This window comes from Bacillus cereus group sp. MYBK245-2 (assembly GCF_051916145.1).
In the GTDB taxonomy this organism is placed as follows: domain Bacteria; phylum Bacillota; class Bacilli; order Bacillales; family Bacillaceae_G; genus Bacillus_A; species Bacillus_A pacificus.
Genome location: NZ_JBQAGB010000001.1, coordinates 215891 through 229747, shown reverse-complemented (window position 1 = coordinate 229747; position 13857 = coordinate 215891). Strand labels below are relative to the sequence as shown.

Here is a 13857-nt window from a genome sequence, read left to right as displayed (position 1 = left end):
AACTGATTCTGAAGGTGTTTAGAGGGACTAAGGAGGAATTTATAATGGCTAGGTACACAAAAGAAGATATTTTCCGTTTGGCGAAAGAAGAGAATGTAAAGTATATCCGTTTACAATTTACGGACCTTTTAGGAGTAATTAAAAACGTAGAAATTCCAGTGAGCCAATTAACAAAAGCTCTTGATAACAAAATGATGTTTGATGGATCTTCTATTGAAGGTTTCGTACGTATTGAAGAATCTGATATGTACTTATATCCAGACTTAGATACTTGGGTGATTTTCCCTTGGACAGCTGAAAAAGGTAAAGTAGCTCGATTAATCTGTGATATTTACAATGCAGATGGCACTCCATTTGAAGGGGATCCACGTAACAATTTAAAACGTGTATTAAAAGAAATGGAAGCTTTAGGATTCTCAGATTTCAATCTTGGACCAGAGCCGGAATTCTTCCTATTCAAAGTAGATGAAAAAGGAAATCCAACATTAGAATTAAACGATAACGGTGGATACTTCGACCTTGCGCCGATGGATCTAGGGGAAAACTGTCGTCGTGATATCGTTCTTGAACTTGAAGAAATGGGCTTTGAAATTGAAGCGTCTCACCATGAAGTTGCTCCAGGGCAGCACGAAATTGACTTCAAATATGCAAATGCAATTCGTTCATGTGATGACATTCAAACATTCAAACTTGTTGTAAAAACAATTGCTCGTAAACACGGTTTACACGCAACATTTATGCCAAAACCATTATACGGTGTGAACGGTTCAGGTATGCACTGTAACTTATCACTATTCAAAAATGGTGAGAACGTATTCTATGATCAAAACGGTGACTTACAATTAAGTGATGACGCTCGTCACTTCATCGCAGGTATTTTAAAACACGCACCAGCATTTACAGCGGTAGCAAACCCAACTGTAAACTCTTACAAGCGTTTAGTACCTGGATACGAAGCTCCTTGTTATGTAGCGTGGTCTGCACAAAACCGTAGTCCATTAGTACGTATCCCTGCATCTCGTGGTATTAGCACACGCGTAGAAGTACGTAGTGTTGACCCAGCTGCAAACCCATATTTAGTAATGGCAACATTATTAGCAGCAGGTCTTGATGGAATTAAAAACAAATTAACTCCACCAGCTGCAGTAGATCGTAACATCTACGTAATGACAAAAGAAGAGCGCGAAGAAGCAGGTATCGTTGATTTACCGGCAACATTAGCGCAAGCTTTAGTTACATTACAATCTAATGAAGTAATTAGTAACGCATTAGGAGATCACTTACTTGAGCACTTCATCGAAGCGAAGGAAATTGAGTGGGATATTTTCCGCACGCAAGTTCACCAATGGGAACGCGATCAATATATGTCTCTATACTAAGAGGTGAGGAAGCCCTGATACTACGGTATCAGGGCTTTTTTATTTGTCGACAATATAGGTGTTAGTTGAAATGAATTGAATAGATGCCTGAAAAAATATGACGGTATTTGAATTTCTATTCCATATCTTTAATGTAACGTGGTGAAATTCGAATTACTTTGTGTTCCAAAAGGGTGGATAAGTAAAAGTAACATGCGTAATATCTATGGGTTTAAAAAATTGTATGATATGTTGTGTTCGGTATTGGATATGTTTAACACTGAAGTTCGAGTGTTTAAAAATATAGTACCTTGCAATAAATAGTACTAAGTGGTATATTATGGATAAGGAAGGTACCGTGTATTGAACAGTACTGAAATGAGAAAGGCGGATTGCACTTGAACGTTCAGTTTAAAAAAGGTGTGTTAGAACTGTGTGTACTGGCACTTGTGAAACGTAAGGATTGTTACGGTTATGAACTTGTTCAGCAAATCTCAAATAAATTTTTAATATCGGAAGGGTCAGTATATCCTTTATTACGCCGTTTAACGAAGGAAGGATATTTTCAAACGTATTTAAAAGAATCTACGGAAGGACCACCTCGCAAATATTATCAACTAACTGAGCAAGGGGAAACGCAACTGAATTTGTTAGTAACAGAGTGGCGTGATTTTGCGAAAGGTGTACAAGAAATTATTGAAGGGGTGGAATGGGATGAGTAAAGAACAGTTTCTTAAGGAATTATCAAGTCACCTTAGAAAGTTACCGGACGAAGAGAGAAAAGATATTTTATTTGATTATGAAGAGCATTTTCAGTTTGGGATAGAAGAGGAGAAAACTGAATCGGAAATAATAAAGGGGCTTGGTTCTCCGAAAGTAATTGCAAAAGAATTGCTTGCGATGTATCGTTTCGATGAAATGAAAAAAGATCCATCAACTTCAAATGTGACAAGAGCTGTCATGGCGGCGATTGGACTTAGTTTGTTTAATTTCATTATTGTGTTAGGCCCGTTAGTTGCAATTATTGCTTTTATATTTTCTTTTTGGGTCGGTGGGATTGCTAGTGTAGTGACACCATTTTTCGTAATTGGAAAAGTATTTATGGGTACTTTTATATGGTTAGATTTATTTGTTAGTATAACTTTTGTTGGAGTAGGTTTGTTGTTATGTATGATTGCTTATTATAGTACGAAGTGGTTTAAAAGGCTTTGTGTACGTTATGTCATATGGAATTTCAAAATGATAAAAGGGGAGTAGATGATGAAAAAAATATTGTTAGTAGCAATCGCTTGTATCATTATTGGAGTAATTGGGATTTCACAAACATATGAAAAAGCAGTGCAAGCTGCAGAAGAAGGAAACAAAGAAGATAAAATTAAAAATGAAACACTAAAAAATATAGAAGTTAAGTTAGATGTCGGGGATATTGTTGTCCAAAAATCTCCTGACGCTTCTTTTTATGTAAAGCAATCAGGAGATGCTCGTAAACAAGAGATTCGTATTACTGAAGATGGTGACACATTAAAAATCATTGGGGAAAGAGAAAAAGATGCTTTATTTGATTTTTCTTTTTACGATTTTAGGTTTCAAACGTCTACATTGACTCTCCTTGTGCCTGAACGCTCTTACCAAGATGTAAAAGTAAATTCATCTGCTGGACAAATTGAAATAAGTGATGTGAAAAGTGACCGTGTAAGTGCTAGAACACTTACTGGAGAAGTGGATTTGAAACATGTAACGACTAAGAATGTGGAGGGATCTACAAAAGCTGGTGAAGTAAACTTTAAAAAAGTAATAGGGAAAGTGACTGCAAAAACGACCAGTGGGGAAATAAATATTCTAGATCATGATTCTAAGTACAATCTAGAAGCAAGTTCAACTGCGGGAGATATAAATATTACTTTATCGGAAAAACCAAAAGATGCGGTAATTACTGGGCAAAGTGCTGCCGGGGATGTAACAATTTTTAATGAAGAAAATAAAGACGTAACGATTGGTAATGGGAGTAAAAAGATTAGCGGTAAAACAGCTGCGGGCGATGTGACGATTGAAACGCGTTCATAAGAAATAGAATGTGTGAAAATCTATCAAAATACAAAAAAAGAAGATAATTACCGTATAAATAAGGTAATTATCTTCTTTTATATTCTTAATGTAAATCACGATATACGCCAATTACTTTACCGATAACTGACACTTGCTTTAAAATGATAGGTTCTAATGAAGAGTTTTCCGGTTGTAGACGGAAATGGTCTTTTTCTTTATAGAAACGTTTCACAGTTGCTTCATTATCTTCTGTTAAAGCGACTACAATTTCACCATTATATGCAGACTGTTGTTGGCGAACAACAACTAAATCTCCATCGAAAATACCAGCTTCAATCATACTATCTCCAGAAATACGTAACATAAACACTTGATCTGCTCCTGCGACAATGCTAGCTGGAAGAGGGAAGTGTTCCTCAACGCTTTCGACTGCTGTAATTGGTAATCCAGCAGTAACTTTCCCTACAATTGGAACTTGAATAACAGATTGTGTTTCTGTATCCATTCGGTCTTCACCTAAAATTTCAATTGCGCGTGGTTTTGTTGGATCGCGTCGAATGTATCCTTTTTCTTCTAATCTTGATAAATGTCCGTGCACTGTAGAACTAGAAGCGAGGCCGACTGCTTGACCAATTTCACGTACGGAAGGTGGATATCCTTTTTCTTGTACTTTTAGCTTAATAAAGTCGAGAATGTCTTGCTGGCGTTTCGTTAACTTTTCCATGTTTTCTAACACCTCGTTTTCTTTCATTTTTCTTATTAATAAGTATAACATGTGAAAAAACATTCTACAAACATAAGTTCGAACAAAAGGCGAATTTATGTTACACTAAAGGGAAATTATAGTGAGAAAGAGGGGTTCATAATGAATGCAATTATTTATGCGCGTGTGAGTACAACAAAAGAAGCGCAAGAAACATCATTATTACGTCAAAAAGATGAATTATTGCATTTAGCGGAGCGCTATCAAATGAATGTTACTAAGGTGATTGAAGAGCAGGCTAGTGGCTATACAATTGAACGTGACGGCATATTAGAAGTGCTAGATACAATTCGAGACGAACAAATTGATGTGCTACTTATACAAGATGAAACGCGCCTTGGTAGGGGGAATGCAAAGATTGCGTTAATGCACTGTTTACATAAAGAAGGAATAAAAGTATATACGCATACACATAATGGTGAATTGCAATTGTCGGATTCTGATTCAATGGTATTAGATATTATTGGTATTGTTGAAGAGTATCAAAGAAAGATTCATAATTTAAAAATTAAACGTGGTATGCAACGAGCAGTAGAAAAAGGCTATCGTCCAGAAAATAATTTAAAGAATCGTCATTTAAGTGTAGGACGAGAGAAGAAAGAAGTGCCAATTGAGGAAATTGTACGTTTGCGTAAGAGTGAACTTACTTTCGAAGAAATTGCAGCAACACTACGTGGCTTTGGCCATAATGTTTCAAAAGCGACGGTACATCGTAGATATGTAGAGTATACAAAGCAATTGCTTGATAAAGAAGAGTAACTATTGTATGATAATAATCAGTTTTGAGTAGAAGGGGGATTCGAGATGCTTAGTCACGAACTCGTTGAACGCATTAACTTCTTAGCGAAAAAAGCAAAAGCTGAAGGTTTAACTGAAGAAGAACAACGTGAGCGTCAATCGCTACGTGAACAATATTTAAAAGGATTTCGTCAAAATATGTTAAACGAACTAAAAGGAATTAAAGTCGTTAACGAACAAGGTACTGATGTTACACCGGCGAAATTAAAAGCTTTAAAAAAGCAAGATAATGCAAAATTAAACTAAAAGATGGGCGAAGCCCATCTTTTTTATTTATTATAATCGTTAGTTAATAACTTTCCAGTTGTTATTGACTGTTGCTTCTATCTTTTTATGCTTCAATATATAGTTAGCGATAAGTTCAGACATATTTGTTGGTATATCTTTTATTACGGGCTTATTTTGAAACATAAAGAAGTTCCCTCCGCCGCTCGCGCGATAATTATTCATAACGACGTCATATTCTTCACTCATATTAAGAGGAGTGCCTTTATGCTGTAAAGATTCTACTCTTTCGCCAATTGGTTTGGAAATGTTTAATACGTACGAAATTCCTTCCCACATATCGTAATTATAGTGTTGCGGTTTTGGTTCTATGTAGCTAGGGTTTACGATGATGGTTCCATCTTCTTTTAATGTGAAATAAGAAGCAGAGAGTTCGAGAGCATCTTTTATATCAGCTCCAGTTATTCTAATTACTTTTAATGTATTTGGATAAATATAATTAGAAACGATGTCACGCATTGTTACATATGTCGGAAAACCTGGAGATGTATTATGGAATAAGCTTGTACAAGAAATAGAAACATTAGCTATATCCATCTGTATTTTATTTATGAATTCAATAAAAGGATGGTCTTGCAAACGAGTTTGCATAGCATCTGAAATTTGCATGTCACCGTGGATGGTTCCAATAGGTTGATCAAGCCATTTTTGTGTTTTCTCTTCATAATCGGTTACCAAGTAAAGAACATCTGGATCTGCCTCGATTTCTTGCACAGTCAATAGTTCTGAATGACTCTCTTTTTTTACCCACTCTTGTTTCATTTTTTCAAATGTTACAGTTACTTTTCCAACTGAATGTCCATTACATCCAGTCTGTAAAATTGTTACATCATTACCCACTGTTTGAGCCATTTCTCGGTGCTGATGGCCTGTTAATAAAATATCTATGCCCTCAATTTCATGACACATAGCATACCCTTGGTTTTCGCCTGTTAAAACTTCAGTCGGTTCTCCAGTTTGTAAATCGCGTTCAAATCCCCCATGATACGCTACGACTAGTAAATCTGGTTTCTCATGTTCGTGAATGTAAGAAACCCAATTTTTTGTTGTTTCTAACGCATCTTCAAATTGCAAGTCTTTAATGTGATGGGGTTGTTCCCAATTTGGAATATAATGCGTTGTCACCCCTAAAATAGCAATTTTTATATTTGCTTCAATATGTTTTATTATATATGGTTTCCCAAAATAAGGTTTTTTACTGCTTTTGTCTAAAATATTTGCTGATAAATATGGGGAGTTTGCAGTAGAAATAGCATTGTTTAATACATCCATTCCATAATTAAATTCATGATTCCCAATCACTGCAGCATCATAACGTAAATAGTTTGCTATTAATGACATTGGGTTTTTCTTATCTTTTTCGTATGTAGCGTAATGGTAAGTAAATGGTGTTCCTTGTATGAAGTCACCGTTATCAATTAAAAGAACGTTTTTATTTTGGGACCGTTCTTTTTTTATAAGAGTAGAAATCTTAGCTAAACCAATTTCTGCTGGAGAGTTATCTTGGTAGTGAATTGGATAAACAGTACCATGTATATCACTTGTTAATAGGATGTTTAAAGTTACAATTTGATTTTGATTCAATATCATTCACCTTTTCTATTATTATCTACTGATTAAGCATATCAAATATATGGAGAGAATTTTAATGTGAGTGTATAGAATATGTAAAGATTCTGTAAATAATCAATTATTTGTAAAAATGTGTGATATATTTCTTCATGTTTATGAAAGGTTATTTTATAACAATGAAAAATGGAGGCATTAACATGTTGAAAAAAGTTTTTGCAATGAGCACAACAGTTGTATTAGCAGCGGGTTTGTTAAGTGGCTGTGGAACGAAGGAATCAAGCGCAAGTAAAAATGAAGATACGAAAAAAGGGTATGTACCGAAGACTTTAAATGTTCAATTTGTTCCTTCTCAAAATGCAGATACGTTAGAGGCGAAGGCAAAACCACTTGAGAAGCTATTAAGTGATAAGTTAAATATTCCAGTAAAAGTTAGTATTTCAACGAATTATAATACAATTGTAGAAGCGATGGCATCTAAGCAAGTAGATGTAGGATTTTTACCCACAACAGCGTATGTGTTAGCACATGAGAAAAAGGCAGCAAACGTAATTTTACAAGCGCAACGTTTTGGCGTAGATGATGAAACGGGAGCTCCTACAAAGGACTTAGTAGACTTTTATAAATCTGAGTTTGTTGTTAAGAAAGATTCAAATATTAATAGTGTAAAAGATTTAAAAGGTAAAAAAATTGGCTATCAAGATGTAACGTCATCAGCGGGATATGTGTGGCCTGCGGCTGTACTATTAAAAGAGGGCGTTGATCCGTTAAAAGATGTGAAACCTGTTACATTAAAAGGTCACGATCAGTCGCTTATTGCTCTTTTAAATGGTGATGTAGATGCAGCTGTTGTATTCCAAGATGCTCGTAATATTGTAAAAAAAGATTATCCGAATATATTCGATCAAACGAAAATAGTGAAATTTACGGAGAAAATTCCAAACGATACGATTTCGGTACGCTCTGATTTAGATGAAGAGTGGAGCAAGAAATTACAGGATGCTTTCATTGAAATTGGAAAGAATGAGGAAGGTCACAAAATCATTAAAGAAGTATATTCACATGAAGGATATGTTAAATCTGATGATAGTAAATTTGATATCGTTCGTGAATATGGAAAGAAAGTAAAAACGCAATAATACATATGGAAATGGCAACTAGCTGGAAAGGTATGTTTTCAGTTAGTTTGCCGTTTTGAATACATAGAAGGTAGGTAAGATGTGTGATAGAGTTTCGAAATGTTTCCAAAGTGTATCCAAATGGTACAAAAGGATTGAATAATATAAACTTGAAAATTCAAAAAGGTGAGTTTGTTGTAATGGTAGGGCTTTCCGGAGCTGGAAAGTCTACACTTCTAAGATCGGTAAATCGTCTTCATGAGATTACAGAAGGAGAAATCATGATTGAAGGTGAGTCTATTACGGCTGCGAAAGGGAAAGGATTACGCCGCATGCGCCGGGATATTGGTATGATTTTTCAAAGTTTTAACCTTGTAAAGCGATCAACAGTATTAAAGAACGTATTAGCTGGCCGTGTTGGGTATCATTCGACGTTGCGTACAACGTTAGGTCTATTTCCGAAAGAAGATTTGGAGCTTGCTTTTCAATCGTTAAAAAGAGTAAATATTTTAGAAAAAGCATATGCGCGTGCTGATGAATTATCAGGAGGACAACAGCAACGTGTATCGATTGCTAGAGCGTTGGCGCAAGAAGCAAAAATCATATTGGCAGATGAACCTGTTGCATCGTTAGATCCGCTAACAACAAAGCAAGTATTAGATGATTTGAAGAAAATTAATGAAGATTTTGGAATTACAACAATTGTAAACTTACATTCTATTGATTTAGCTAGGCAATATGCGACGCGCATTATTGGATTACATGCAGGAGAAATTGTTTTTGATGGCTTAGTAGAAGAGGCAACGGATGAAAAGTTTGCTGAAATTTATGGTGACGTAGTACAGAAAAGTGAATTGTTAGAGGTGGCAGTTAAATGAATGACGTGACGATATATTCGAAATCGATACCGAAGCCACCGAGTAAGTTGAAACATATGTTAACGGCTGTTCTAGTCATTTTACTGTTGTGGGGAAGTAGTGTACAGGTCGATGCATCATTGTCAAAACTAGTAGTTGGTTTTCCTAATATGATGGATTTGTTAAAAGAGATGGTGCCGCCAGATTGGAGTTATTTTCAAGTTATTACAACAGCGATGTTAGATACAATACGTATGGCGATTATTGGGACGACTTTAGGTGCGATTTTAGCTATTCCACTGGCACTATTTGCGGCAAGTAATGTATTTACTAGTACATTTTTATACAGTCCAGCTCGAATGATATTAAATTTTATCCGAACGATACCAGATTTATTATTAGCGGCAATTTTCGTGGCGATTTTTGGAATCGGGCCACTTCCAGGTATTCTGGCTCTTACTTTTTTCTCGATTGGGCTCGTGGCGAAATTGTTGTATGAGTCAATTGAATCAATTGATCCAGGTCCTTTAGAGGCGATGACAGCAGTAGGAGCAAATAAAGTGCAATGGATTGTTTATGGAGTAATTCCGCAAGTGAAAGCGCATTTTGTCTCTTATGTTCTGTATACATTTGAGGTGAACGTACGTGCAGCAGCTGTGTTAGGTTTAGTAGGAGCAGGTGGTATTGGATTATACTATGATCGTACACTTGGATTTTTACAATATCAGCAAACTGCATCTATTATTATCTATACCCTTGTTGTTGTATTGTTAATTGATTATGTAAGTACATTGTTGCGGGAGAAATTATAATGAGTAAAACGACGATAATCGTACCAAAACCGAAGAAACCGAGTGTGTATCGCTTGTTTATTTTTATAGCACTTACATTTGTTTACGTATGGGCTTTTTCAGGAGTACCGCTAGAAGGAATTAAGGATACGGCAGGAGAAATTACAAAAGCAATTATGACAGGTGTATTGAATCCAGATTGGGCGTATGTATCTTTGCCAGATGGTGAAGATTTATTACATGGTTTAATTGATACGTTGGCAATTGCGATATTGGGTACATTTATTTCTGCCTTTTTATCTGTTCCATTTGCTTTTTGGGCGGCGACGAATATGAGCAGTGGAAAACTAACTTCAGGAACTGGGAAATTTGTACTTAGTTTTGTTCGTACATTTCCTGAATTAGTTATGGCCCTTTTATTTATAAAGGCTGTTGGACCAGGCTCTTTTGCCGGCGTTCTAGCTTTAGGATTACACTCTATTGGAATGTTAGGGAAATTATATTCAGAAGGAATTGAAAATATAGATAAGGGGCCGACAGAGGCGTTAATAGCTACAGGCGCAAACCGGTTCCAAATACTTTGGTATGCAGTATTGCCACAAGTATTACCAGATTTTCTATCGTATACATTATACAGGTTCGAAATTAATGTACGATCCGCTGCCATTTTAGGTGTTATTGGAGCAGGTGGTATTGGTACGCCCCTAATTTTTGCGCTGAGTTCACGTAATTGGTCTCGCGTGGGAATTATTTTATTGGGCATCATTTTAATGGTCATTATCATTGATTTTATTTCAAGTTCGATTCGGAAACGGATTGTTTAACTGATTTGAAAAGCATCGAATGTAGATGTTTTTTGGTATTTTTAACGCATTATCCGAAAGAAATCTCCTTCCTGGGGCGTGTGAAAGACGATAGCCTAGCGGTAGGTGGGAGATGGATTTCGGTTTGGCGTAACCAAACATTTGGTTTTCCCATTTATTTCGCCCCTGCTATAATCAGTCTTATAAGAGGTAAAGTTTGGTATAACAATGAAAGTAGATAATAATCATGTTAAGTGGGGGTAGTTCACAAGCGGGTTAAAAAGTTAGTATAGAAGAATTTTGTATATCTGTATAAATATACAGATAATTCCCTTTCTTTTTAAAATAAAAATAATGAAAAAGTATGTCATATTGAATGCCTATACATTCCCGGAATCATTGATTTTTTTATAAAAAATCAAAAAAACATCAACATATTTGTCGATACATGTTGTATAATCTTGCGTGGGAAGCTATCATATAAATGTATAAAACGTTTACTAATATAAGCGAAGGGAAGAATAGCATGTCACATTCAATCGAACAACTTTCTATCAACACGATTCGCACATTATCCATCGATGCGATTGAAAAAGCAAACTCTGGTCACCCAGGAATGCCAATGGGTGCAGCACCAATGGCTTATACATTATGGACTCAATTTATGAAACACAATCCAAATAACCCAACGTGGTTTAACCGTGATCGTTTCGTATTATCTGCAGGTCATGGTTCAATGTTATTATACAGCCTACTTCACCTATCTGGTTATGATGTAACAATGGATGACTTAAAGAACTTCCGTCAATGGGGAAGCAAAACTCCAGGACATCCTGAGTACGGTCATACAGCTGGTGTAGATGCAACGACTGGTCCACTTGGACAAGGTATTGCAACTGCTGTAGGTATGGCAATGGCTGAAAGACATTTAGCTGCTAAATATAACCGTGATGCGTATAATGTAGTAGATCATTATACATACGCTATTTGTGGTGATGGAGATTTAATGGAAGGCGTTTCTGCTGAAGCATCTTCATTAGCTGCTCATTTACAATTAGGTCGCCTTGTCGTGCTTTACGATTCAAACGATATTTCATTAGATGGCGATTTAAATCGTTCATTCTCTGAAAGTGTAGAAGATCGTTACAAAGCATACGGATGGCAAGTAATCCGTGTTGAGGATGGAAACGATATTGAAGCTATCGCAAAAGCAATCGAAGAAGCGAAAGCTGACGAAAAACGCCCAACGCTAATTGAAGTAAGAACGACAATTGGTTTCGGTTCTCCAAACAAATCAGGAAAATCAGCTTCACATGGTTCTCCACTAGGTGTAGAAGAAACAAAATTAACGAAAGAAGCATATGCTTGGACTGCTGAGCAAGACTTCCACGTAGCAGAAGAAGTATACGACAACTTCCGTAAAACAGTACAAGATGTTGGTGAAACTGCGCAAGCAGAGTGGAACACGATGCTAGGTGAATATGCACAAGCATACCCAGAATTAGCAAACGAATTCCAAGCAGCAATGAACGGTCAACTTCCAGAAGGTTGGGAGCAAAACTTACCAACTTATGAATTAGGATCAAAAGCAGCAACTCGTAATTCTTCTGGTGCTGTAATTAATGCAATTGCAGAATCTGTACCATCATTCTTCGGTGGATCAGCTGACCTTGCTGGTTCTAACAAAACATACATGAATAACGAAAAAGACTTTACAAGAGATGATTACAGCGGTAAGAACATTTGGTACGGTGTACGTGAGTTCGCAATGGGTGCAGCAATGAACGGTATTGCACTACATGGTGGTTTAAAAACTTACGGTGGTACGTTCTTCGTATTCTCTGACTACTTACGTCCAGCAATTCGTCTTGCAGCATTAATGCAATTGCCGGTAACGTATGTATTCACACACGACAGTATCGCTGTTGGTGAAGATGGTCCAACACATGAACCAATCGAGCAATTAGCGGCGCTACGTGCAATGCCAAATGTATCTGTTATTCGTCCAGCTGACGGTAACGAGTCTGTTGCGGCTTGGAGACTAGCTCTAGAATCTACAAACAAACCAACTGCTTTAGTATTAACTCGTCAAGATCTTCCAACATTAGAAGGTGCAAAAGACGATACGTATGAAAAAGTAGCAAAAGGTGCATATGTAGTTTCTGCAAGCAAGAAAGAAACAGCTGATGTAATCTTACTTGCAACTGGATCAGAAGTAAGTCTAGCTGTTGAGGCTCAAAAAGCATTAGCAGTAGACGGTGTTGACGCATCTGTTGTCAGCATGCCATCTATGGATCGCTTTGAAGCTCAAACTGCTGAGTACAAAGAATCTGTATTACCAAAAGCAGTAACAAAACGTTTCGCAATCGAAATGGGTGCTACATTCGGATGGCACCGTTACGTAGGTCTTGAAGGAGATGTGTTAGGTATCGATACATTCGGTGCTTCTGCTCCTGGTGAGAAGATTATGGAAGAGTATGGATTTACTGTAGAGAACGTTGTTCGTAAAGTAAAAGAAATGCTTTAATGATTTTAGAAAAATCTCTCCGGCATGGAGAGGTTTTTCTATGTAAATGAGTTTTTTCGACAGAAAAAGTTTTTTCTCTCTCCGCAGTCAGACAATCATTGCAAAATTTCTTCTATATAATGAAGAGAAAAGGTTGTCCAGATTGGGAGGCGAAAGATGAAAACGTATGAATTGTATTTAATTCAAGAGGATATTGCGAAAGCTTACTTTGGTCGTGAATATTTGTTTTTTGATTTATTTGCTCGATTTTCAGAATCTGGGTCCCTTTCGGAGAAAAAAGTGCTATATAAACAAATGATGTATATAACGATGCCGTTACAAGTAATGAAAATTCATCATAAATTAGAACAAGCTTTGCGCGTTCTTGGTAAATATGATCGAACACATCATACACATACACTTTATACAGGGGCAGAATATGGCGAAATAATGGTGAAACCACACTATATTCGCATGAATACCTCTGGAAATGTTTCTATGGAAACGACTTTCTTTGAGGTGCTTCGGAAGTGTGAATTAACATTTTTAGCTATGGATTATGAAAATACAAAGTACGGATGGCTGAATCCTCTAAAACAAGTACGAACATATGTGTAAAAAATGTCGAATTGTATCTTGTCTTATTGAAAAGGTTTTAGTACACTGTAAGGTAGACAACATGAAGGAGGAAAATATATGCCAATTTGGTTAGGTATTCTAGTGGGCGTAGTAGCACTAGTAGCAGGCGTGGCGTTAGGATTTTTCATTGCCCGCAAATACATGATGAATTACTTACAAAAAAATCCACCAATTAACGAACAAATGTTAAAAATGATGATGATGCAAATGGGACAAAAACCTTCCCAAAAGAAAATCAATCAAATGATGAGCGCGATGAACAAGCAACAAATGAAATAAGCGCTAAAAGACACTCGCTAAGAGTGTCTTTTCTTTTTGATATAG

Annotated in this window: 15 protein-coding genes; 13 read left to right on the top strand and 2 right to left on the bottom strand. The window is 36.4% G+C overall.

Annotated elements, in window-relative coordinates; all coding sequences use genetic code 11:
• Nucleotides 1-44: 44 nt before the first annotated feature.
• The 4 genes from glnA to ACTFRN_RS01150 all read left to right on the top strand — a co-directional run bounded on the left by glnA (nt 45) and on the right by ACTFRN_RS01150 (nt 3422).
• On the top strand, nt 45-1379 hold the full coding sequence (gene glnA / locus ACTFRN_RS01165) for a type I glutamate--ammonia ligase (RefSeq protein ID WP_000135330.1): 1335 nt from the start codon (nt 45-47) through the stop codon (nt 1377-1379).
• Nucleotides 1380-1756: 377 nt separating this feature from the next.
• On the top strand, nt 1757-2080 hold the full coding sequence (locus ACTFRN_RS01160) for a PadR family transcriptional regulator (protein WP_001102620.1): 324 nt from the start codon (nt 1757-1759) through the stop codon (nt 2078-2080).
• On the top strand, nt 2073-2615 hold the full coding sequence (locus ACTFRN_RS01155) for a DUF1700 domain-containing protein (protein WP_088106452.1): 543 nt from the start codon (nt 2073-2075) through the stop codon (nt 2613-2615). The genes ACTFRN_RS01160 and ACTFRN_RS01155 overlap by 8 nt, the downstream gene beginning before the upstream one ends.
• A complete protein-coding gene (locus ACTFRN_RS01150; RefSeq protein ID WP_088106453.1) occupies nt 2616-3422 on the top strand; it encodes a DUF4097 family beta strand repeat-containing protein in 807 nt (268 codons plus the stop codon). It abuts the gene before it with no gap.
• Nucleotides 3423-3507: 85 nt separating this feature from the next.
• On the opposite strand, the gene lexA is transcribed toward ACTFRN_RS01150, so the two are convergent.
• Complete coding sequence (gene lexA / locus ACTFRN_RS01145; protein WP_000413738.1) at nt 3508-4128, bottom strand: transcriptional repressor LexA; 621 nt, start codon at nt 4126-4128, stop codon at nt 3508-3510.
• Nucleotides 4129-4269: 141 nt separating this feature from the next.
• Between lexA and ACTFRN_RS01140 the strand changes: the two genes are divergently transcribed.
• Both ACTFRN_RS01140 and ACTFRN_RS01135 read left to right on the top strand, forming a co-directional pair.
• Nucleotides 4270-4926, top strand: coding sequence for a YneB family resolvase-like protein (locus ACTFRN_RS01140; RefSeq protein WP_000991471.1), 657 nt, complete (start codon nt 4270-4272; stop codon nt 4924-4926).
• A 45-nt stretch (nt 4927-4971) separates the two neighbouring features.
• Nucleotides 4972-5211 carry a DUF896 domain-containing protein gene (locus ACTFRN_RS01135; protein ID WP_000948565.1) on the top strand — a complete coding sequence of 80 codons (240 nt, stop codon included), beginning with the start codon at nt 4972-4974 and terminating at the stop codon, nt 5209-5211.
• 39 nt (nt 5212-5250) lie between these two features.
• Here ACTFRN_RS01135 and ACTFRN_RS01130 read toward each other — a convergent pair whose 3' ends face one another.
• Nucleotides 5251-6834, bottom strand: coding sequence for a bifunctional metallophosphatase/5'-nucleotidase (locus ACTFRN_RS01130; RefSeq protein WP_074568237.1), 1584 nt, complete (start codon nt 6832-6834; stop codon nt 5251-5253).
• A 185-nt stretch (nt 6835-7019) separates the two neighbouring features.
• On the opposite strand from ACTFRN_RS01130, the gene ACTFRN_RS01125 reads away from it, so the two are divergent.
• From ACTFRN_RS01125 to ACTFRN_RS01095, 7 genes are all read left to right on the top strand, one after another.
• Nucleotides 7020-7958 (top strand): phosphate/phosphite/phosphonate ABC transporter substrate-binding protein, encoded by a 939-nt coding sequence (locus ACTFRN_RS01125; protein WP_088106454.1) that lies wholly within the window; start codon nt 7020-7022, stop codon nt 7956-7958.
• A gap of 83 nt (nt 7959-8041) precedes the next feature.
• Nucleotides 8042-8815, top strand: coding sequence for a phosphonate ABC transporter ATP-binding protein (gene phnC / locus ACTFRN_RS01120; protein ID WP_000569254.1), 774 nt, complete (start codon nt 8042-8044; stop codon nt 8813-8815).
• A complete protein-coding gene (gene phnE / locus ACTFRN_RS01115; protein ID WP_074540617.1) occupies nt 8812-9606 on the top strand; it encodes a phosphonate ABC transporter, permease protein PhnE in 795 nt (264 codons plus the stop codon). The genes phnC and phnE (ACTFRN_RS01115) overlap by 4 nt, the downstream gene beginning before the upstream one ends.
• The gene (gene phnE, locus ACTFRN_RS01110) at nt 9606-10409 is read left to right on the top strand and encodes a phosphonate ABC transporter, permease protein PhnE (RefSeq protein ID WP_000047890.1); all 804 of its coding nucleotides are present in this window, start codon (nt 9606-9608) and stop codon (nt 10407-10409) included. The genes phnE (ACTFRN_RS01115) and phnE (ACTFRN_RS01110) overlap by 1 nt, the downstream gene beginning before the upstream one ends.
• A gap of 505 nt (nt 10410-10914) precedes the next feature.
• Nucleotides 10915-12915 carry a transketolase gene (gene tkt, locus ACTFRN_RS01105; RefSeq protein WP_000019767.1) on the top strand — a complete coding sequence of 667 codons (2001 nt, stop codon included), beginning with the start codon at nt 10915-10917 and terminating at the stop codon, nt 12913-12915.
• Nucleotides 12916-13071: 156 nt separating this feature from the next.
• Nucleotides 13072-13512: a sporulation inhibitor of replication protein SirA gene (gene sirA, locus ACTFRN_RS01100; protein ID WP_000860645.1), complete on the top strand. Its 441-nt coding sequence runs from the start codon at nt 13072-13074 to the stop codon at nt 13510-13512.
• 78 nt (nt 13513-13590) lie between these two features.
• Entirely contained in the window at nt 13591-13812 is a 222-nt protein-coding gene (locus ACTFRN_RS01095) for a YneF family protein (RefSeq protein ID WP_001123317.1), read from the top strand.
• The last annotated feature ends 45 nt before the right edge of the window (nt 13813-13857 follow it).